17 protein-coding genes are annotated in these 20,268 nt (G+C 34.5%); 12 read left to right on the top strand and 5 right to left on the bottom strand.

Annotated elements, in window-relative coordinates; genetic code table 11:
• The first annotated feature begins 166 nt into the window (after positions 1–166).
• Both GS03_RS09365 and GS03_RS09360 read left to right on the top strand, forming a co-directional pair.
• Positions 167–2,551: a hybrid sensor histidine kinase/response regulator gene (locus GS03_RS09365; RefSeq protein WP_136152280.1), complete on the top strand. Its 2,385-nt coding sequence runs from the start codon at positions 167–169 to the stop codon at positions 2,549–2,551.
• Between the two features lie 97 nt (positions 2,552–2,648).
• Positions 2,649–3,908 carry an aminotransferase class I/II-fold pyridoxal phosphate-dependent enzyme gene (locus GS03_RS09360; RefSeq protein WP_136152279.1) on the top strand — a complete coding sequence of 420 codons (1,260 nt, stop codon included), beginning with the start codon at positions 2,649–2,651 and terminating at the stop codon, positions 3,906–3,908.
• Between the two features lie 79 nt (positions 3,909–3,987).
• Here GS03_RS09360 and GS03_RS09355 read toward each other — a convergent pair whose 3' ends face one another.
• Positions 3,988–4,503 carry a hypothetical protein gene (locus GS03_RS09355; protein WP_136152278.1) on the bottom strand — a complete coding sequence of 172 codons (516 nt, stop codon included), beginning with the start codon at positions 4,501–4,503 and terminating at the stop codon, positions 3,988–3,990.
• Positions 4,504–4,594: 91 nt separating this feature from the next.
• On the opposite strand from GS03_RS09355, the gene GS03_RS09350 reads away from it, so the two are divergent.
• Together GS03_RS09350 and GS03_RS09345 are read left to right on the top strand one after the other, a co-directional pair.
• Entirely contained in the window at positions 4,595–4,741 is a 147-nt protein-coding gene (locus tag GS03_RS09350; protein WP_136152277.1) for a hypothetical protein, read from the top strand.
• A gap of 71 nt (positions 4,742–4,812) precedes the next feature.
• Positions 4,813–6,684, top strand: coding sequence for a mucoidy inhibitor MuiA family protein (locus GS03_RS09345; RefSeq protein WP_136152276.1), 1,872 nt, complete (start codon positions 4,813–4,815; stop codon positions 6,682–6,684).
• A 48-nt stretch (positions 6,685–6,732) separates the two neighbouring features.
• Here the strand turns inward: GS03_RS09345 and GS03_RS09340 are convergent, their stop codons facing one another.
• Entirely contained in the window at positions 6,733–10,158 is a 3,426-nt protein-coding gene (locus tag GS03_RS09340) for a methylmalonyl-CoA mutase family protein (protein ID WP_136152275.1), read from the bottom strand.
• Positions 10,159–10,310: 152 nt separating this feature from the next.
• Here GS03_RS09340 and purU point away from each other — a divergent pair, with 152 nt between their 5' ends.
• Together purU and GS03_RS09330 are read left to right on the top strand one after the other, a co-directional pair.
• A complete protein-coding gene (gene purU, locus GS03_RS09335) occupies positions 10,311–11,165 on the top strand; it encodes a formyltetrahydrofolate deformylase (RefSeq protein WP_136152274.1) in 855 nt (284 codons plus the stop codon).
• Between the two features lie 50 nt (positions 11,166–11,215).
• Positions 11,216–11,929, top strand: a complete 714-nt coding sequence (locus tag GS03_RS09330) for a DUF4197 domain-containing protein (RefSeq protein WP_136152273.1) — start codon at positions 11,216–11,218, stop codon at positions 11,927–11,929.
• A gap of 158 nt (positions 11,930–12,087) precedes the next feature.
• Here the strand turns inward: GS03_RS09330 and GS03_RS09325 are convergent, their stop codons facing one another.
• Both GS03_RS09325 and pyrF read right to left on the bottom strand, forming a co-directional pair.
• A complete protein-coding gene (locus GS03_RS09325) occupies positions 12,088–12,888 on the bottom strand; it encodes an ABC transporter substrate-binding protein (RefSeq protein WP_136152272.1) in 801 nt (266 codons plus the stop codon).
• Between the two features lie 5 nt (positions 12,889–12,893).
• Positions 12,894–13,712 carry an orotidine-5'-phosphate decarboxylase gene (gene pyrF, locus GS03_RS09320; RefSeq protein WP_136152271.1) on the bottom strand — a complete coding sequence of 273 codons (819 nt, stop codon included), beginning with the start codon at positions 13,710–13,712 and terminating at the stop codon, positions 12,894–12,896.
• 253 nt (positions 13,713–13,965) lie between these two features.
• Between pyrF and GS03_RS09315 the strand changes: the two genes are divergently transcribed.
• The 5 genes from GS03_RS09315 to GS03_RS09295 all read left to right on the top strand — a co-directional run bounded on the left by GS03_RS09315 (position 13,966) and on the right by GS03_RS09295 (position 17,712).
• Positions 13,966–14,523 carry a helix-turn-helix domain-containing protein gene (locus GS03_RS09315; RefSeq protein ID WP_136152270.1) on the top strand — a complete coding sequence of 186 codons (558 nt, stop codon included), beginning with the start codon at positions 13,966–13,968 and terminating at the stop codon, positions 14,521–14,523.
• Positions 14,524–14,528: 5 nt separating this feature from the next.
• Positions 14,529–14,975, top strand: coding sequence for a response regulator (locus GS03_RS09310; protein WP_136152269.1), 447 nt, complete (start codon positions 14,529–14,531; stop codon positions 14,973–14,975).
• 12 nt (positions 14,976–14,987) lie between these two features.
• On the top strand, positions 14,988–16,781 hold the full coding sequence (locus tag GS03_RS09305; RefSeq protein WP_136152268.1) for a CHASE3 domain-containing protein: 1,794 nt from the start codon (positions 14,988–14,990) through the stop codon (positions 16,779–16,781).
• Positions 16,782–16,910: 129 nt separating this feature from the next.
• Entirely contained in the window at positions 16,911–17,114 is a 204-nt protein-coding gene (locus tag GS03_RS09300) for a lmo0937 family membrane protein (protein ID WP_317128567.1), read from the top strand.
• A 34-nt stretch (positions 17,115–17,148) separates the two neighbouring features.
• On the top strand, positions 17,149–17,712 hold the full coding sequence (locus GS03_RS09295; RefSeq protein WP_136152266.1) for a hypothetical protein: 564 nt from the start codon (positions 17,149–17,151) through the stop codon (positions 17,710–17,712).
• 64 nt (positions 17,713–17,776) lie between these two features.
• Here the strand turns inward: GS03_RS09295 and prfA are convergent, their stop codons facing one another.
• The gene (gene prfA, locus GS03_RS09290; protein ID WP_136152265.1) at positions 17,777–18,850 is read right to left on the bottom strand and encodes a peptide chain release factor 1; all 1,074 of its coding nucleotides are present in this window, start codon (positions 18,848–18,850) and stop codon (positions 17,777–17,779) included.
• A gap of 147 nt (positions 18,851–18,997) precedes the next feature.
• Here prfA and GS03_RS09285 point away from each other — a divergent pair, with 147 nt between their 5' ends.
• A complete protein-coding gene (locus GS03_RS09285; protein WP_136152264.1) occupies positions 18,998–20,266 on the top strand; it encodes a chloride channel protein in 1,269 nt (422 codons plus the stop codon).
• Positions 20,267–20,268: the final 2 nt, after the last annotated feature.

The raw sequence follows: 20,268 nt of genomic DNA, 5'->3' as shown, positions 1-20,268 counted from the left end.
ATTAAATGAAGTATTAGGATGACAAAGTTATTTAAAATATACCGTTTTATGATTTATTAGCAGATAAAATTAAATAGTTGTTTATCTTTTTTATACTATTGTTAAACAGAACTAAAAGCCAAATATATTCGTAAGTTACTTTACCCACAATAAAACGAACCCAAGCATGCTATCAAATACCACAAACAAAGCATGTAATAGTTTGCTTTGCCTTATTGGCATCTTTCTATTACTGAGTCAAAATGTGACCTCACAATTTCTTCTGCAAGAAGGAAAACAATCCGAAAACATATCCATACATACTAAAACTGAATATGTTGACGTTGGCAAAGTTGACGTAAATTTTGAACAAATCAAAAATATAAAAGCCTTTCATTTCGTTCCAATGAAGAATGAAAATCAAGACTTTGGCTTTACAAACCATAACTATTGGCTGCGATTTCAGCTCAAGAATACTACTGATGAAGAACTGATATATTTCTTTGAAACGGCAAGACCAATAACCGACTTAGCCGAATTGTATATTATAAAAAACAATAATCAGGTTGCAAAATATATTAGTGGTGATGCTATTCCCTTTGCCGAAAGAAGTTTTGACCACAGAAAAACGATTTTCAGAATTACTTTGTCGCCACAGGAACAACAGCAGTTTTATCTGCATATTAAAAGTGATGGTGAAATGCTTTCTATGCCAATGGTGTTGCATAGTTTGCAACATTTATTAGAAGTCACTTCGTTTGAACAGTTTGTGTTTGGTTTCTTTTACGGAATCTTGATTATTGCGGCTATTTTGTATCTGTTCTTTTTCTTTGCCATGCGTGACAAAACTTTCTTGTATTACAGCATGTATGTGGTTTTTATTGGTTTGCTGCAATTTTCTATCGATGGCTATTTCTATCAATTTATTACACCACAATCGGGTTGGTTTTCTTTGCACGCCGTAATTATATTTGCCTGCATTGCTAATTTCTTCTTAGGTCGCTATGCTCAAGTGTTTCTGAAAATAAAAGAATACAATCGTTTTATAAACAATGCTTTTTATGTTTTGTACGCATTGGATTTACTGCTTTTTTTGTCATTATTTTTTATTCCTAAAGCACTTCAATACTCCTATCCTATTGCGAATGGATTGGGATTAGTTTTATTGTTACTTATCATCACTTCAGTATTAATTATTTATATTAAAACCGAAAGAATTGACCGTTTCTTTGTAACAGGCATACTCTTTCTCATTGCCGGGTTTGTTGTTTTTATTCTTAAAAATTTCAGCATTTTACCACTAACTTTTTGGACAGAAAACGGATCAAAATTGGGTACCGGAATGGAGGTAATTTTCCTTTCACTTTCGATGGCGAACTTAATTCGGAATCTAAAAGACGAACGTGAAGAATTGCAAACCGTAGCACTACAGAAGTCTGAAGAAATGAACGAGTTGAAGTCCTATTTCTTATCCAATATAAGTCACGAATTGCGAACACCTTTGAATGCAATTTTGAACACAGCCAAATCAATGGCAAATGATTCTAAAGAGGAGCAAATACAAAATGGCAGTCAAATCATAAAGTATTCGACTTATAGTTTATTGAATTCCGTTAATGACATTCTGGACTTTTCCAAAATTGAAAAAAATGAAATAAAGCTTGAGTTTACGGAGTTTGATTTGGTAAAAACTGTAGAGCACATGGCCAATAATTTTACTAGTGAAGCTAAGGACAAAGGATTAGAATTTACTTTCGTCAAAGGAGATAATTTGCCACAAATGGTCAAAGGAGATGCTGCCCGATTGAGTCAAATACTGCAAAACATCTTAAGTAATGCACTCAAATTTACCAATGAAGGATTTGTCAAATTTAAGTTAGATGCTAAAATAGAGAAAGACAACAAAGTGCAAATCACCTTTTCGGTAAGTGATACCGGAGTTGGAATTTCTAAAGAAAAAATAAACAGCATTTTCGATTCGTTCTCACAGGACAGCATTACCAACAAACGAAAATTTGGCGGCTTAGGACTTGGACTTTATATCGTAAAACATTTGGTAAATCTGCAAAATGGCAAGATTAAAGTTGATAGCACTACTGGATTGGGAACTGTTGTTACTATCGATTTGACTTATGAAAATATTGAAGTCAAAAATGAAATTGAAGTAAGTGCTGCAACTAATGATTATGATTTAAACGGAAAATCAATTTTGGTTGTTGAAGACAATGCGATGAACCAAATGGTGATTAAAATGATTACCAAAAAATGGCTGAACACTACAGTAGATTTTGCCAACAACGGACAAGAAGGTGTTCAAAAACTGATGGAGAAAGATTATGACATTATTCTTATGGATTTACAAATGCCAATTATGGATGGTTATGAAGCCACAATAGCCATCCGTAACGGTGAAGCCGGCGAAGACAAAAAATCAATTCCGATTATTGCTTTAACTGCGGATGTCATGGAAAGCACCAAAACCAGAGTTATCGAAATTGGAATGAACAAATATTTATCAAAACCGGTTGATAAGGACACGTTGTTTGAAATCATTAAATTATTGGTCAGCTAGATTTATCTGGGTTTTCAACACTTAATGGTTCAAAATTTTCATTAGGAGTAAACTAAATTTATAATTACTTTTGCCACGACTAAAACACAAAGTGATTATGGTAAAAGATTTATTCGAAAGAATACAAAACAATAAAGGTCCATTAGGAAAATGGGCATCTCAAGCCGAAGGATATTATGTTTTCCCAAAACTGGAAGGAGAACTTGGCCCAAGAATGACATTTCACGGAAAAAATATTTTAAACTGGAGTCTGAATGATTATTTAGGCTTAGCAAATCATCCTGAAGTTCGTCAGGCGGATACTGATGCTGCTATTAAATATGGTGCTGCTTATCCAATGGGTGCTCGTATGATGTCTGGTCACACTGATGCTCACGAACAATTAGAAAAAGAATTAGCGGCTTTCGTAATGAAAGAATCAGCATACTTATTAAACTTTGGTTACCAAGGGATAATGTCTGCTATTGATGCTTTGGTTACCAAAAATGATATTATAGTTTACGATGTTGATGCACACGCCTGCATCATTGATGGTGTGCGTCTTCACATGGGCAAACGTTTTACCTACAAACACAATGATTTAGAAAGCATGGAGAAAAATCTTCAACGTGCTACTAAAATGGCTACTGAAACCGGAGGTGGAATTTTATTCATTACAGAAGGTGTTTTCGGAATGCGTGGCCAACAAGGAAAGTTGAAAGAAATTGTAGAGATGAAAAAGAAATACAATTTCCGACTTTTAGTTGATGATGCTCACGGATTTGGAACATTAGGAAAAACAGGTGCCGGTGCCGGAGAAGAGCAAGGTTGCCAGGACGGAATTGATGTTTACTTTTCAACATTTGCCAAATCGATGGCAAGTATTGGAGCATTCCTTGCTGCAGATAAAGACATTATTGATTATTTGAAATACAATTTGCGTTCGCAAATGTTTGCCAAAGCGTTGCCAATGATTCAAACTGTTGGTGCTTTGAAAAGATTACAGTTGTTGAGAGACAATCCGGGATTGAAAGACAAACTTTGGGAAAATGTAAACGCATTGCAAAACGGATTAAAAGCACACGGATTTAATATTGGAGATACCAACACTTGTGTAACTCCTGTTTATTTAGAAGGTTCTATACCGGAAGCGATGGTGATGGTAAATGACCTGCGTGAAAACTATGGTATCTTCCTGTCAATTGTAGTTTATCCTGTTATTCCAAAAGGAATTATCTTGTTGAGAATGATTCCAACATCTTCTCACACTTTGGCGGATATCGACGAAACATTGACTGCTTTTGATGCAATCAGAGAAAAATTAGTAAACGGAACATATAAAAAGATTGCTGATGCCACTACGGTTGATGTCTCATAGATTTTAGACAATTAGATTTTTAGATAAATAAAAAACCATCTCTATTCGAGATGGTTTTTTTATAAAACTGTATTACAAATTATTTATTCAGCACTTTAATATTAGACTGGTCAATATGGAATGCATTTACAACTGCATTGTAATCTGATAAATCTACACCAGCTTTCATTTTATTTGAAAAATAACCTGGAATAATTACGATTCTAAATGTTTGATTAGTGATATAGCTTGGAGTTAGAGTCAAATCATACGTTCCGCCGGCATATATCGTAAAATCTTCTTTGCTGAAATCAAAATCGTAATCCAACTCACCTTCATCTAAATATAAGGTTCTTGGAATTAATTGCCAAATTGGAGTGCTGGAATCAATGGTTCCCGACAATCTATAAATCAGAATATTATCCGAAGGGTAAATTTGAGGATTTAATACTTGATAAATCGAATAACTGTTTCCTCCGTCAAAACCAAAATTAATATTTTTAAGTTCAAATACTTCACTAATGGTATCGTTATCAATACTGTCATCATTGTTAGTTGTGCAACCTTGTAGCGTTATCATCCCGATAAAAGCTAAAACTAAAGTAAACTTTTTCATAATATTTATTTTTTAATGATTAATGATTTTTTTTTGCTATCCATTAATTGTGCCAAAGATTAAATTTAACAAAAATTTGTACTTTTAACACATGGGAAGAAACAATGCTAAAAATATTAAGGCACATAACGATAAGCTTCACAAAGCGCAAGATAAGGAAAAATCCAAGAAAGCTGCCCGCGCAGAACAACTCAAAGCTATTGTAAAAAAGTTTAATGAGGATAAATCTAATTCTTAAGAATGCTGAAATCTGTATCATTTGTTTTATATCTTTGAACATATCGAGAAAAACTAATTATCACTGCACTGATGAAAAAAATCATTTTATTCCTTTTATGTACTACTTCGATTTATGTTTCTGCTACCGAAATTAAAACAAAAGCAACACCTAAAGAAGTTATAGTATATACCAATGGAGCACAAATCACTTCGGATGTTTCTGTAACTATTCCAAAAGGAGCTAATATCCTCAAAATTGTAGATGTTTCCCAATTTATAAGTCAAAACACTATACAAATCAGTGGATTAAAAGATGTTTCAATACTATCTATTGCGTATGAAGTAGTGTCTTATCCTAAAAAAATATTGTCAGATAAAATCAAAACACTTCAATCTGAAATCAGTGCCAAACTAAGAGAAATAGCTGTTTTACAAAGCAGTATTAATGGTCTCGATGAAGAAGAGTCGTTACTTTCACTCAATAAAAATTTAGGCAGTAGTCAACAAGCCGTTGGAATGGACAAATTGCTTTTGCATTCCAAACATTACAGAGAACGTATTCCTATTATCAAAATGGAAAAGTATGATACCAACAAAAAAATTGCAGCCTTAGATACTGACGTAAAACTCATGCAGCAGGAATTACAAAAAATTATGGGTAATTCTAACGAAACAAAAGGTGAGATAATTATAAAATTAGACAATCCCAATGAAGCCGTTGCGCTGGATTTGATTCTGAAATATACTGTTTCAGGTGCTGGCTGGGTTCCTTCTTATGAAATTAAGGCCAAGAATTCAAAAGATGCTTTGCAATTTGCTTACAAAGCACAGGTTTACCAAAATACCGGTGAGGATTGGAATAACGTAAAACTTATTTTGTCAACAGGTAACCCTACTGTTAACAACGACAAACCACAATTAGATCCTCAATATTTAAACTTTATTAATACTTATAACTACAATGCCGGAGCTGCGCTAACAAAACAAAATTTTATTTTTAACCCAATGGTTAAAGTAGTTTCAGGTGTGGTTACAGATAAAGGTGGTCCAATACCCGGCGTTAATGTAATGGTAAAGGGAACCAACATTGGTACTCAAACCGATTTTGACGGCAGATACACCCTTAAAGTAGAAAACGGTAAAGAATTAGTTTATTCGTTTGTTGGTATGGAAAACGCTGTGCTTCCCATATACAGCAACACCATGAATGTTACTATGAAAGACAGTGGTGTTACGTTGCAGGAAGTAGTAGTTGTTGGCTATGGCTCAACTAAAAGATCTGATATTGATTCAGACGATAACGAAGTAAAATCAGAAGAAATCACAACAGGTTCCGGTGACGAGAAGGAAATTATAATGAATACTGTAACTTTTAAAATTAAAAAGAACTACTCTATTCCTTCGCTCGACACTCCATCCATAATAGAAATTGATAACTTTAGTATGCCTGCTGAATTTGAATATTTCTCAGCTCCAATACTAAGTGAAAATGTATTCTTGACTGCCAAAGTAAAAGACTGGAATAAATACGATTTATTACCAGGTGATGCGAGTATTTATACCGAAGGAAGTTATGCTGGCACAACATTTATCAATCCGTATCAAACAGAAGAAGAATTGATAATATCGATGGGGATTGACAGTAATCTGATTATTGAGCGCAAGCAAATCAACAACCTAAAAGACAAATCATTTTTGGGAAGCACCAGAATTATTGACCGCAACTACGAAATCACTTTGCGTAATAATAAATCGACTGATGCCACTGTTAGAATCTATGACCGAATCCCTATAAGCCAAAATAAAGAGATTAAAGTAGAAAAAGAAAACACTGATAGTGCTGAGTATGATGAAAAAACAGGAATTTTATATTGGCCTATAACAATTACACCAAAGCAAGTGATCAAAAAGCAATTGGGCTATCAGGTAAAATACCCTAAGAATAAGAAAATAAATTTGTAATAAAAAAACCTCACAGTGATGTGAGGTTTTCTTTTTTAATATACTAAGTTACATATTACGACGATACTGTCCTCCTACTTCAAACAAACCTGCGGTAATCTGTCCGAGTGAACAATATTTCGTAGCATTCATCAACACTTCAAAGATGTTTTCGTTATTTATTGCAGCATTCTGCAAAGCCGCAATCTGCTCATCTTCATAATCGTGATAGGTTTTATGCAAATTATCTAAGGTTTGAATCTGCACTTGCTTTTCTTCTTCGGTAGCACGAATCACTTCGGCTGGTAAAACCGTTGGTGAACCTTTTGAACTCAAGAATGTGTTTACTCCAATGATTGGAAATTCACCTGTATGTTTTAAAGTTTCATAATACAAACTTTCTTCTTGTATTTTGCTTCTCTGATACATGGTTTCCATAGCGCCCAAAACTCCGCCACGTTCTGTGATTCTGTCAAATTCCTGCAATACTGCTTCTTCAACTAAATCGGTTAATTCTTCAATGATAAACGAACCCTGAATTGGATTTTCGTTTTTGGCTAAACCCAATTCCTTATTGATAATCAATTGAATTGCCATCGCACGACGCACTGATTCCTCAGTTGGAGTTGTAATCGCTTCGTCATACGCATTCGTATGCAACGAATTACAATTATCATAAATCGCATACAAAGCCTGAAGCGTTGTACGAATATCGTTGAAATCAATTTCCTGAGCGTGCAACGAACGACCGGAAGTTTGGATGTGGTATTTCAACATCTGCGCTCTTTCGTTGGCACCGTATTTATTTTTCATGGCTTTCGCCCAAATCTTACGTGCAACTCTTCCGATTACAGCATATTCCGGATCAATTCCGTTTGAGAAAAAGAAGGATAAGTTTGGTCCAAAATCGTTGATGTTCATTCCACGACTCAAATAATATTCCACGTAAGTGAAACCATTCGATAGCGTAAATGCCAATTGCGTAATTGGATTCGCTCCGGCTTCGGCAATATGATAACCTGAAATAGAAACCGAATAAAAGTTACGAACGTTCTTCTGAATAAAATATTCCTGCACATCACCCATCAATCTAAGCGCAAATTCAGTAGAGAATATGCAAGTATTTTGCGCCTGATCTTCTTTTAAAATATCAGCCTGCACTGTACCACGAACTTGTGTCAGTGTTTTAACTTTGATGTCCTGATAAACATCCTTTGGTAAAACTTGGTCTCCGGTAACGCCAAGCAGCATAAGTCCTAAACCATTATTTCCTTGTGGCAATTCACCGTTGTATTTTGGCCTGTTTAATCCTTTTTCCTTATAGATTTCGTTGATTCTTTCTTCTACTTCTACCTGAAGATTATTCTCAACAATGTATTTTTCACAATTTTGGTCGATAGCAGCATTCATAAAGAAACCCAACAACATTGGCGCCGGACCGTTGATTGTCATCGAAACCGAAGTCAGCGGATGACTCAAATCGAAACCGGAATACAATTTCTTGGCATCATCCAGACAACAAATAGAAACTCCGGCATTACCGATTTTTCCATAAATATCCGGACGTAAATCAGGATCGTTTCCGTATAAGGTCACACTATCAAACGCTGTCGATAAACGTTTTGCCGGTAAACCTGCACTCACATAATGGAAACGTTTGTTAGTACGTTCCGGCCCGCCTTCTCCTGCAAACATACGTGATGGATCTTCGCCTTCACGCTTAAACGGATACAATCCGGAAGCAAAAGGAAATTCTCCTGGAACATTTTCCTGCAAATTCCATCTCAAAATATCGCCCCAAGCCTGGTATTTTGGAAGCGCTACTTTTGGAAGTTGTGTATGTGATAAGCTTTCGGTATGCGTTTGGATTTTGATTTCCTTGTCACGCACTTTAAAGCTATAAACCGGATTTTTATATTTATTTACCTTGTCATTCCATGTTAGGATTATTTCCCAATTGAATGGATCAAGGTTCATTTTTACTCTGTCAAATTCTTTAACTAATAGGTTTAGAAAATCTTTGTTATCATCATTGAAATTCAAAGCATTAACATCAACTCCGGCTTTGTCTAAATGCACTGGTTTTCTGGAAACGCTTTCAATGGTTTTATAAATGCCATATAACTTTTGAGCAACTTCTACCTGAGTTAAAACCGTTTCATCATACTTGCGATTGTTCTCTGCAATTTCAGATAAATATCTTGTTCTGTGTGGTGGAATAACAAAAATCTTCTCGCTCATTTCACGGGTAATCTGGAAAGTAGATTTTAAATCGGCACCAGTTCTTTCCACAATCTTATCCATCACTTTTTTATAAAGTGTGTTCATTCCAGGATCATTGAACTGTGAAGCGATTGTCCCAATAACCGGCATTTCATCGGGGTTTGTATCCCAAAGGTTGTGATTGCGTTGGTATTGTTTCTTCACATCGCGAATAGCATCCAAAGCACCACGTTTATCAAACTTATTTATCGCTACCAAATCAGCAAAATCAAGCATGTCGATTTTTTCCAATTGCGTTGCGGCACCAAATTCAGGTGTCATTACATACAAAGAGACATCGGAATGATCCATGATTTCAGTATCAGATTGTCCGATTCCCGAAGTTTCAAGAATGATAATATCGTATTTCGCCGCTTTCAAAACCTGAATCGCTTCGGCAACATATTTTGATAACGCTAAATTAGATTGGCGTGTTGCCAACGAACGCATATAAACTCTGGAATTGTTAATCGCATTCATACGGATTCTGTCTCCTAGTAAAGCACCACCAGTTTTACGTTTTGATGGATCAACCGAAATTAATCCGATAGTTTTTTCAGGAAAATCAATTAAAAAACGACGTACTAACTCATCAACCAAAGAAGATTTTCCAGCTCCACCAGTTCCTGTAATTCCAAGAACCGGAATCTTTGAGGTTTCATTAATCTTATGAATATCATCAAAAACAGGTTTTGCAATTTCCGGGAAATTCTCTGCTGCCGAAATCAAACGGGCAATAGCTGTTGGATTTTTATCTTCAATATGTTTTAGCTCACCATTCAGTTCGTTACCAATAGGATAATCAGATTGCTTAACCAAATCGTTAATCATTCCTTGTAATCCCATGGCTCGACCATCATCCGGAGCGTAAATTCGGGTAATTCCGTAAGCTTGCAGTTCTGCAATTTCGCTTGGCAAAATTACGCCGCCACCGCCGCCAAAAATCTTGATATGACCTGCTCCTTTTTCCTTTAATAAATCGTGCATGTATTTAAAATACTCATTATGCCCTCCTTGATAAGAAGTCAAAGCAATGGCATTGGCATCTTCCTGAATTGCAGTGTTTACCACTTCTTCTACGCTTCTGTCGTGACCCAAATGAATTACTTCAACACCAGTTGCCTGAATGATTCTTCGCATGATATTAATAGCGGCATCATGACCATCAAAAAGTGAAGCGGCAGTTACAATTCTGACTTTGTTTTTAGGAATATAAGGTTGTTCTTGAACCATTGTTAAATAAGTGTCTGTTTTGAGCACGCAATTTAAGGATTTTTCAAAAAATGGACTATTAATTAGTACAAAACATAAAAATTAGTTTTTTTCAAAAATCAAAGCAAAATAAGTTTAGATTTGGAATACAGAACCAAGCATTTCAATATCAAATGAATAAAATTGTCATACTCATCCATTGCCGAGATCAAAAGGGAATTATAGCAGCTGTTACCAACTATATTGCTTCTATTGAAGGAAACATTATTTACCTTGACCAGCATGTAGATGGTGATCAGGATGTCTTTTTTATGCGATTGGTATGTGAATTTGCTAAAGACCATTTTAATTTGAATGACATTAAGGATAACTTTCAGAAAAACCTAGCTACTCCTTTTTCTATGTCGTGGTCAGTTCAGCTTCAGGAGCGAAAACCGAGAATGGCGATTTTTGTTTCTAAATATGATCATTGTTTGTATGATATTCTTTCGAGATTCAGCACTGGTGAATTACATGTAGAAATTCCTTTGATTATAAGTAATCACAATGATTTGAGTAATGTTGCCAAACGCTTTTCGATTCCGTATCACTACATTCCATTTACCAAAGAGAACAAAGAAGCCGGAGAAAAAGCTCAGATAGAAATTCTAAAAGAACACCAAATTGATTTCATTGTTTTGGCGCGCTATATGCAGATTATCACGCCTAATCTGATTGAATTGTATAAAAACAAAATTATCAATATTCACCATTCTTTTTTACCAGCTTTTCCCGGAGCGAAACCTTATCATTCCGCTTTTAACCGTGGTGTGAAAATTATTGGAGCTACCAGTCATTATGTTACTGAAGAATTGGATGAAGGACCGATTATTGAGCAAGATATTACTCGGGTAACGCACAGCCATTCGATAGAAGACTTTATCATGAAAGGAAAAGATTTAGAACGCATGGTTTTGGCAAGAGCCATAAAATTGCATGCCGAAAGAAAAACGATGGTTTACAATAATAAAACAGTTGTTTTTGCTTAGCATTCATTTTTTGGCTTTATTTTTGCAAGACATCGAAAAAAAATTTTACTATGAAAAAGTTCCTATCTATTACCGCTGCTTTTGCCCTAATGTTTGTTTTTATGAGTTGCGCCGAATTACAACAAATTGCCAATCAACTTCCTAACTCCACACAAAGCCTTGATATAGCAGGTGGATTAAAAGAAGCGTTGAATAACGGAATCACCAAACAAGTATCGAAGTTGACTGCTGTTGATGGGTTTTATAAAAACGAAGCGGTAAAAATCCTAATGCCCGAAGAGTTGCAAAAAGTAGATAAAGCCTTGCGAAAAATAGGATTGGGTTCTCTTGCAGATGATGGTATAAAAATGCTGAACCGTGCTGCAGAAGATGCCACAAAAGAAGCAACACCAATTTTTGTGAATGCCGTAAAACAAATGACTTTTACAGATGCTAAAAATATTTTGATGGGTAACGAAAGTTCTGCAACTACTTATCTTCAATCTACTACGACTACTCCTTTATACGCTAAATTCAATCCGGTTATCAAAAACTCTTTTGCAAAAGTGGGAGCTGATAAAGTCTGGACAAATATTATCTCCAAATACAACAACATTCCATTTGTTAAAAAAGTCAATCCTGATTTAACCGATTATACTACCAATAAAGCGTTAGAAGGTGTTTATAAAATGATTGCTGTGGAAGAAAAAAACATCAGAACCAACCTAAGTTCAAGAACTTCTACTTTGCTGCAACAAGTATTTGCAATGCAGGACAAAAAGTAGATCTAAATTTTTAGAAATCAATAACATAAGTATAACATAACCTTAACAGTAAAAGCTAAAAAGGCAGCGTATATTTGTACTGTAATAAATTTGGTTTTTTATTATTTTGGTTAGGGTTAGTTTAAAGAATCCGGTGTTCCCAAAACACCGGATTTTTTTTATGCAATGCTTTCGTGTAGTTTTTTGAAATAATCAAATGCTTTTATTAACCGACTTCCATACCAGGAAAACATTTCGCCATCCACAAAAACTGTTTTGGCATGATGTGTAAATCTTCCTAATTCAAAAGCATGTTCATCAGTAAAAGGAAAAGGTTCCGATGAAAGTAAAATCAAATCAGGATCGCCTTGAATTCGCATCTTTTGGATAATTATTTCGGGATAACGTTCTTCCCTATTTTCATAAATATTTTGAAAGTTATTGAATTTAAGCATTTCGTTAATAAACGTATTGTTTCCGGCAACCATATACGGGTTTGCCCAAATAAAATAAGCTACTTTTAGTACTTCTTTATCTTTGATAAAATTCAGAAAATTTTGGTGTGCAAAATTTATTTTATCCACCCATTTTTGAGCTTCGGTTCTTTTGTTAAACAGTAAGCCAAAGTCAGTTATCATTTTCAAATTGTCTTCCAAAGTGATAATATCGGTAACCCAAACGGGGCAGATTTTAGAAAGTTGCTCAACAACTTCCTGAGTGTTCTCTTCCTTGTTGGCAATGATAATGTCGGGTTGGAGTAATCTTATTTTTTCGAAATGCACTTTTTTGGTGCCACCAATAATTTTCTTTGTCGATTTGAAATGAAAAGGATGCACACAGAATTTAGTAATTCCAACGATGCTTTCTTCCAAACCCAAATCGTATAGCAGTTCTGTTTGAGAAGGTACAAGAGAAACGATTCTTTTCGGAATGTTCTCAAAAGTGTGGATTGTGCCGAGTTGGTCTGCAAACGTTTTCAAAACGACTATTTATTTGCAAGAATCACTTCCATTTCCTGCTGTATTTTCAAGGCTTCTTCCCTAGCCTTTTCAGCAAAATCCTTTCCGTTGGAAGCATAAATAATTCCACGGGATGAATTAATAAGCAAACCAACTTCATCATTCATACCATAACTGCAAACATCATATAAACTTCCCCCTTGAGCGCCAACTCCGGGAACGAGCAGAAAACTATTTGGAACTGTTTTTCGAATCTCAGCAAAATATTCCGCTTTGGTTGCGCCAACGACATACATCAAGTTTTGTGAATTTTTCCAGGTTTTAGACGTTTTAATTACTGTTTTAAAAAGCTCTTCTCCATCTGCGTTTTTAGTCTGAAAATCGAATGCACCTTCATTGGAAGTCAGTGCTAACATGATGGCAAACTTATTTTCAAAAGCTAAAAATGGTTCAACTGAATCTTTGCCCATATAAGGTGCAACGGTTATGCTGTCAAAATTCAAATCTTCCAAAAAAGCTTTGGCATACATCGCTGATGTGTTTCCGATATCTCCGCGTTTAGCGTCAGCGATGGTGAAAATTTCAGGATGCTTTTCGTTTAAATAATTAATAGTTTTTTGTAGCGACTGCCAGCCTTTTAATCCGTAGGCTTCATAAAAAGCCATATTGGGTTTATAGGAAACGCACAAATCGTGAGTGGCATCGATAATGGCTTTATTGAATTCAAAAATTGGATCTTCGAGTTCCAGTAAATGTTGTGGAATTTTAGTCAAATCTACATCGAGACCAATACAAAGAAAAGATTTTTTTTGTTGGATTTGTTGAACGAGTTGTTGTGTTGTCATTTTTGTAGTTGTGTGGTACAAAGTTACAAATTGGAAACTAAAAAGTGGAAAAAATATAACAATGCCCTAAAATTATATAACCCATCCTTAAAAAGGTAGGATATCTTTGTAAAGCAAATGATACTCAAATCTACTATCATTTGGCTATAATAAAAGTTGGGGTTAGAGAGAAAGAAAAAGCCGTATAACAATACGGCTTTTTTGATAGCATTATTTTATTACATTTACAATAATTAACGCTGAATCCATTTTTATGAAAATCTTTATCAAATTTGATTTTAACGCAGTTTGCCGAAAAGTTTTAGAAGAAAAACTCATCAAACATAATATCAACTATCGAATATTAGGTTTTGGTGAAGTTGATGTTCTGGGGAAAATTGATGCTTCTGTTTTTAAGGCTTTGACCGAAGAGCTTAAAGAATATGGTATTGATATTATCGAAAATCAAAAAAGTGTCTTGGTTCAAAAAATAAAAGATGCCATAATTGAGATGATTCACAGCCCTGAACTAGTTAATGTCAAAAGTTCCGTTTATCTTGCCGAAAAGTTGAGTCACAGCTATGGCTATCTTTCCAATTTGTTTTCTGATGTAACCTACACTTCAATTGAGAATTACATTATTTTGCAAAAAATAGAATATGCCAAGCAATTAATTGTAAGCAGTGATTTGAGCTTGACTGAAATTGCTTTCCAACTCAATTATTCGAGTGTGGCGCATTTAAGTACACAATTTAAAAATGTTACCGGAATTACACCTTCAGCCTTTCAGCGAATAATAACAAAAAGAAGAGAAATCGCCACAAAAAAATAAGACATATGGATAAGGATTATATACACATTATTTTGGCCGACGATGACGAAGACGATAGGATGCTTTTTACTGATGCATTTGAAGAAATGAAAATCAATACAAAAGTAAATACATTTAATGACGGCGTAGAATTGATGGATTATTTAAATACTCCAAATGCTGTTTTGCCTAATGTCTTATTTCTCGATTTAAACATGCCAAAGAAAAACGGAATTGAATGTCTCAATGAAATAAAGAAAGACGATCGTTTTAGCGATATTGCTATTGCCATTTTTTCAACTTCATCTTCAGAAGAACATATCGAAGAAACTTTTGTACTTGGTGCCAATATCTATATAAAAAAGCCAAGTGATTTTACTACACTGAAAAAAGTATTGTCGGATGTAGTTACCATAAACTGGCAATATTATACTTCGGGATTAAACAGAGATAATTTTTTACTTCGATTGTAAATTATTGAAATCATGAAATTAAGTAGAATCTATAAATCGGCTATTTTTCTCAAAAGCATTTTTGTGGTTTCTATTTTTGCTATTTTTTTCATTGCAGCCGTAACTTTCAAGCATATTAGTGTATTAGATAGTTCTTCTAAACGGGTTACTCATTCCTATGATATCAACCTAGAATTGGAACGTTTAATGTCGTATATAAAAGATGCTGAAACCGGTCAGCGTGGATTTTTAATCACTAAAGATTCTACCTTTTTAGTTCCTTATATAAAATCCAAAACGAAAATTGATGGTTCTTTTGCTAAAGTTAAAAAATATACAAAAGATAATCCTGCTCAAGAAAATAATCTCCGAAAATTAGAATTTTTCATCAGTAAAAGACAAAATTATCTTTCTATTACCTTGCATTTATCGCTAAAAAAATCAATAGATGATAAAGAAATAAAAAAAGCTTTAATTATTGGTAAGGAAACAATGGATAGCATTCGGAATCAAATAGATAAAATGATTCTTTATGAGAAAAAAACATTAAAAGGAAGAGAATTGTATTATAAAGACACCATCAAGGTTACTCCAATTTTTGTTTATATAACGCTTTTGATTACGCTTTTGTTAATCTCTATTTCCTATACCCGAATTATTAAAGATTTAGATAAATTACAAATTTCCAACAACAGTCTGGTTGTGTTGAATGAATCAAATAATCTGGCTGAAATAGTCGGTAGTTTTGGTAGTTGGCAATTAAATGTTGATACCAAAGAATATACTTTTTCAGACAACAGTTATCGACTGCTTGGTTATGAACCGAAAGCTTTTTTTGCTAGCCAGGAAAACTTTATGAAGTATATTCATCCTGAAGATCTTTCCGCTTTTAGTGAGGCTAGTTCTAAAATGATAGAAAATGGCAGCATGGCACCATTTACTTACAGAGTGATTAGAAAAGATAAGAAAGTCAGATATTTTAGAACTACAGCCCGAATTGTAACCAATAAATCAGGACAAGAAATTTTAATTGGAACCACCAGTGATGTTACGGAAGAAGTTTTGGCTTCTTTGTCATTGGAACAACAAAACATAGAATTAGAAGCCAGTAATAAAGAACTGGTCGCTTTTAATTATGTTGCCAGTCATGATTTACAGGAACCATTGCGGAAAATTCAAACCTTTGTTTCCCGATTGGCTGACAAAGAATATGACAACCTATCCGAAAACGGAAAAGAGTTCATGACCCGAATCAACAATTCTGTTGAACGAATGCGAATTCTTATTGATGATTTGTTGCAATATTCGAGAACTACAAAAACAGAGAAAGTTTTTGAAAGTACCGACTTGAATGACTTAATAGAAAATGCTAAAAACGATCTATTGCAATCAATCGAGGAAAAAAATGCGATTATCAAAAGTGATAAGTTGCCGGTAATGACTGTAATTTCGTTTCAAATCCAGCAATTATTTGCTAATCTGATTGGCAATTCACTAAAATACAGCAAAACCGACACTGTTCCGAAAATTAAAATTTCGTGCAAAAAGGTAATTGCTTTCGAGGAAGAATTGATTCCTAAAAAGACAAAAGACAAGTTCTATAAAATTACTTTTACAGATAACGGGATTGGTTTTGAGCAGGAATATGCTGAAAAAATATTTGTATTATTCAACCGTCTTCATAATAAGAATGAATATGTTGGTACCGGAATTGGTTTGGCCATTTGTAAAAAAATTGTTGAAAACCATAAGGGATTTATTTTTGCCAAAGGAAAACCAAATGCCGGAGCAACTTTTACCATTTACCTTCCGGAAGACAACCACTAACTAACTTTACTCCTTATCTATAAATCCTATGTTATCGCATAGGATTTTCTATAAATGGAAATGTTATAACTATTGCTAAAAAAGTTATAACATAAACCTCCTACAATCCACGCAACTTTGTAATGTTAAATGATGTCAATCAAAACAAACTGGATACTAACAAATAATTTTCAAACTATCATGCAAAATCTACTTTACTCAATCGTGATATTATTACTCATATTCTGGGCATTAGGGTTTTTCATATACAACACAGGCAGTATTATCCATCTTTTACTATTAGCTGCAGTCGTAGTTGTATTGCTTAAAATCATAAAAGGAGAAAAAGTGTAGAAAAACTACATTTTATTAATCTAAATTAAATACCATGAAAACTATTTTTAGAAATTCAGTAAAATTAGTCACAGTTCTTTTATTCCTAGCAGGTTCGATTACGGCATCTGCACAAGATTCGGGAACAACAACAAAAACAGAAAATTATGATCAAGGCTGGCGTCTTGGCTTCGGGCTTTCAGGTGGTGTACCATTAAGCGCAGAACCTTATGAGTTTAATGTTGGCGCCGATGTTAGATTACAATACGATTTATCAACCAAATATTCTTTAACTTTTACTACAGGATTCAATAATTTCTTCATCAATGGTGATGATAATGATTTGGGATACATACCTGTAAAAGGTGGATTTAAAGCCTTTGTTCTAAAAGATAAACTTTACTTATTGGCTGAAGTTGGTGGTGCATTTGCCGTTACAAACGACTATGATGAATCTTCATTGCTTCTTAGTCCTGGAATAGGATACGCAAACAAGTATTTTGATGCCAGTCTACGATACGAACATTATACTGATTTTCCAATAGTGAATAATGATGGAACAACTGGAAAAGGAATGGGAATGATTGCTTTGAGACTTGCTTACGGATTTAGACTTTAGCCCAAATGGGTCTACTGATAGTAAGTAAAAGAAAAGAGCTAACTTTCGTTAGCTCTTTTTTTATTTAGAAAACTTCGCTTTCTTTTAGTTTTTCCATATTGTTCACCAACTGAAGTTCGTCAACAAATTTTTGAATTTTTCCGTTCATCACACCATCCATATCAAAAACATCCAATCCAATTCTGTGGTCAGTCACACGACCTTGCGCATAATTATAAGTTCTGATTTTTGCCGAACGATCACCTGAGCTTACCTGTGATGAACGTTTTGTTGCATCTTCTTCCTGTTTTTTGGCTAATTCTTGTTCGTATAAACGCGAACGTAAAACTTCCAAAGCTTTATCTTTATTTTTATGCTGCGATTTTTGATCCTGACATTGTGCTACTAATCCGGTTGGGATGTGTGTCAAACGCACAGCAGATTTAGTCGTATTAACCGATTGTCCGCCAGGGCCAGACGAACAGAAGAAATCGACACGAACATCATTCATATCAATTTGTACATCAAATTCTTCGGCTTCAGGTAAAACCATAACCGTTGCTGCAGAAGTATGAACTCTACCTTGTGTTTCGGTTTGTGGTACACGTTGTACACGGTGAACTCCGGCTTCAAATTTCAATGTTCCGTAAACGTCTTCTCCGGTTACTTCAAAGATAACCTCTTTAAAACCTCCTGAAGTTCCTTCATTCATATCAACCGTAGAAGTTCTCCAACCTCTAGATTCACAATATTTAGTATACATTCTGTATAAATCTCCTGCAAAAATTGAAGCTTCATCTCCTCCAGTTCCGGCACGAATTTCAACCATTACATTTTTGGCATCTTCCGGATCTTTTGGTATCAGCATGAATTTGATTTCTTCTTCTAATTCCGGCAAACGTTCTTTGGCTTCGTCCAATTGCATTTTGGCCATTTCTACCATTTCGGCATCAGAACCATCAGCAATAATTTCATTTGCTTCAGCAATATTTCCGGTAACATTAATAAGCTCTTCACGCTTTTCCATCAAATCTTTCAGAGCTTTATATTCCTGATTTAACTGTACATAACGCTTTTGATCGGCAATGACATCGGGCTGAATAATCAAATCCGAAATCTCGTCGAAACGCTGTTTTACATATTGAAGTCTTTCTAACATTATTTTGTGTTCTTTATTTCGCGTGCAAAAATACAACTTTTTGTTTCAAGTTTAAAATTTACTATTTCAAGTTTAGGATAGTTTTATGATTGCATTTAAAGTTTTTCGGATAATGATTCATTAATTTTGTAAAATACAATACTCCAAATGACTTCCTATACAAAAATTAAAAAAAAAATCAGACTAATTATAACCCGAAAACTGATTATAGCTTCGTTGCTGATTAGTGTTCTTTCTTCCTTTTTGGCCATATCATTAAAGCATACAACGGAATATTTAGAAAGCATTTTCTTTTTGAAAGCAGCCAACAACACTATTTACATGTTTGTGTTTCCAATTATTGGATTGCTTATCATTCACTTTTTACGCCAGTATTTATTCAAGAAAAAAGAAAACAAAGGCATTACTGAAATTTTTGATGCGACCAAATCAAAGAATAAAAGCTTACCGTTATATAAAATCCCATCGCATTTTGTCAATGGATTGTTTACCGTTGCTTTTGGTGGCTCCACCGGAATCGAAGTTTCAACCGTTGTCTCGACGGCTGCAATTGGTGCAGCATCACATAGAAAAGAAAATGTTTTCAGAAACTATAAAACGGAACTGATTTGCGTCGGAATTACAGCCGGAATTACAATTTTATTCAGCAGTCCGATTGCCGGTATTTTGTTTTCGATGGAAGTCATTGCCAAAAAAACGAATAAGATTTTCTTTTTGACCAACATCATTGCGCTAACGATAGCTTCTGCTTTGTTACTATTAATGAACGAAGAACCGTTGTTTAGTGTTACCATTACCACTTGGCATTTTTATGCAATTCCTTATTTTATTTTGTTGGGAATATTAGCCGGAATTAATTCTGTTTTCCTTACCAAAATGGTGTTGTTCTTTAAACGACAATACGGGAAAATTGCAAGTGATTATCATAAAATTATCATTGGTGCATTAATTTTGAGTCTTTCATTGGCTGAATTTCCACAATTATATGGTGATGGTTATCATGCCATGAAAGATATATTTTCGGCAACCAATCCAGTCACTACTCTAAGTCTTATAGCAACAATTCTCGGAATACTTATTTTAAAACCTATTGTCACTTCAGCCACACTAGCCTCTGGCGGCGATGGCGGTGTGTTTGCTCCCAGCCTATTTATTGGTGCCTTTTTGGGATTATTAATGGCTACGATTTTAAATACATTTTTCGATGCCAATGTTATTCCGATTAATTTTATGGTCATTGGAATGGCCGCTGTTTTAAGTGCCAGCATTCATGCTCCTTTTACTGCTCTGTTTTTGGTATGTGGAATGATAAATGATTATACTTTGTTTTTCCCAATTTTAGCAGTGGCACTGATTGCCAAATATACTTCGAAACTAATTTTTCCATTTACAGTTTATAATTATAATCGCGCATAGTT

Source organism: Flavobacterium sangjuense, from assembly GCF_004797125.1.
Lineage (GTDB): Bacteria > Bacteroidota > Bacteroidia > Flavobacteriales > Flavobacteriaceae > Flavobacterium > Flavobacterium sangjuense.
Note: the sequence above shows the minus strand (reverse complement) of the source record. Positions and strands in the feature narration are given on the sequence as shown.

Excerpts from the sequence above, each read along its gene's own strand:
- GS03_RS09365 (WP_136152280.1), top strand. The coding sequence starts at position 167 with ATGCTATCAAATACCACAAACAAAGCATGTAATAGTTTGCTTTGCCTT.
- GS03_RS09360 (WP_136152279.1), top strand. The coding sequence starts at position 2,649 with ATGGTAAAAGATTTATTCGAAAGAATACAAAACAATAAAGGTCCATTA.
- GS03_RS09355 (WP_136152278.1), bottom strand. The coding sequence starts at position 4,503 with ATGAAAAAGTTTACTTTAGTTTTAGCTTTTATCGGGATGATAACGCTA.
- GS03_RS09350 (WP_136152277.1), top strand. The coding sequence starts at position 4,595 with ATGGGAAGAAACAATGCTAAAAATATTAAGGCACATAACGATAAGCTT.
- GS03_RS09345 (WP_136152276.1), top strand. The coding sequence starts at position 4,813 with ATGAAAAAAATCATTTTATTCCTTTTATGTACTACTTCGATTTATGTT.
- GS03_RS09340 (WP_136152275.1), bottom strand. The coding sequence starts at position 10,158 with ATGGTTCAAGAACAACCTTATATTCCTAAAAACAAAGTCAGAATTGTA.
- purU (WP_136152274.1), top strand. The coding sequence starts at position 10,311 with ATGAATAAAATTGTCATACTCATCCATTGCCGAGATCAAAAGGGAATT.
- GS03_RS09330 (WP_136152273.1), top strand. The coding sequence starts at position 11,216 with ATGAAAAAGTTCCTATCTATTACCGCTGCTTTTGCCCTAATGTTTGTT.
- pyrF (WP_136152271.1), bottom strand. The coding sequence starts at position 13,712 with ATGACAACACAACAACTCGTTCAACAAATCCAACAAAAAAAATCTTTT.
- GS03_RS09315 (WP_136152270.1), top strand. The coding sequence starts at position 13,966 with ATGAAAATCTTTATCAAATTTGATTTTAACGCAGTTTGCCGAAAAGTT.
- GS03_RS09310 (WP_136152269.1), top strand. The coding sequence starts at position 14,529 with ATGGATAAGGATTATATACACATTATTTTGGCCGACGATGACGAAGAC.
- GS03_RS09305 (WP_136152268.1), top strand. The coding sequence starts at position 14,988 with ATGAAATTAAGTAGAATCTATAAATCGGCTATTTTTCTCAAAAGCATT.
- GS03_RS09300 (WP_317128567.1), top strand. The coding sequence starts at position 16,911 with ATGATGTCAATCAAAACAAACTGGATACTAACAAATAATTTTCAAACT.
- GS03_RS09295 (WP_136152266.1), top strand. The coding sequence starts at position 17,149 with ATGAAAACTATTTTTAGAAATTCAGTAAAATTAGTCACAGTTCTTTTA.
- prfA (WP_136152265.1), bottom strand. The coding sequence starts at position 18,850 with ATGTTAGAAAGACTTCAATATGTAAAACAGCGTTTCGACGAGATTTCG.
- GS03_RS09285 (WP_136152264.1), top strand. The coding sequence starts at position 18,998 with ATGACTTCCTATACAAAAATTAAAAAAAAAATCAGACTAATTATAACC.